Annotated in this window: 1 protein-coding gene; it reads right to left on the bottom strand. The window is 62.2% G+C overall.

The window, feature by feature from the left end; all coding sequences use genetic code 11:
• Nucleotides 1–624, bottom strand: a 624-nt coding sequence (locus EN750_RS37905; protein ID WP_145968368.1) for an NADH-quinone oxidoreductase subunit N, incomplete at both ends; no start/stop codon positions are given.

The raw sequence follows: 624 nt of genomic DNA, 5'->3' as shown, positions 1-624 counted from the left end.
GCACGTAGAACAGCACGAAGGCGCCGGAGACGCCGAGCACGACACGCAATTCCGTCGCCATCGGCACGAAGCCGCCGACCGGTTCGTCGAACCACATGATCTTGATGATGCGCAGGTAGTAATAGGCGCCCACCACCGAGGCCAGCACGCCGATGATCGCCAGCGCATAGAGATTGGCGTTGATGGCGGCGAGGAAGACGTACCATTTCCCCCAGAAGCCGGCGAGCGGCGGAATGCCGGCCAGGGAGAACATCAGGATGGTCAGGATCGTCGCCATGATAGGATTGGTCGACGACAGGCCGGCCAGGTCGCTGATCTGCTCGACATTGCCTTCCTTGCGCCGCATGGCGAGGATGAAGGCGAAGGTGCCGAGCGTCATCACCAGATAGATCAGCATGTAGATGGCAACGCCGCGCACGCCGGCCTGGCTGTTGGCGGCAAGGCCGACCAGCGCGTAGCCCATATGGCCGATCGAGGAATAGGCCATAAGCCGCTTGATGTTGGTCTGGCCGATTGCCGCGAAGGAGCCGAGCGCCATCGAGGCGATCGAGATGAAGACGATGATCTGCTGCCAGTCTGCGGCGATCGGCTTGAACGCACCCATGGTGACGCGCACCATAAGCG

The organism is Mesorhizobium sp. M7A.F.Ca.ET.027.03.2.1 (genome assembly GCF_003999175.1).
Classification (GTDB): Bacteria; Pseudomonadota; Alphaproteobacteria; order Rhizobiales; family Rhizobiaceae; genus Mesorhizobium.
This window is presented reverse-complemented; position numbering and strand designations above follow the sequence as displayed.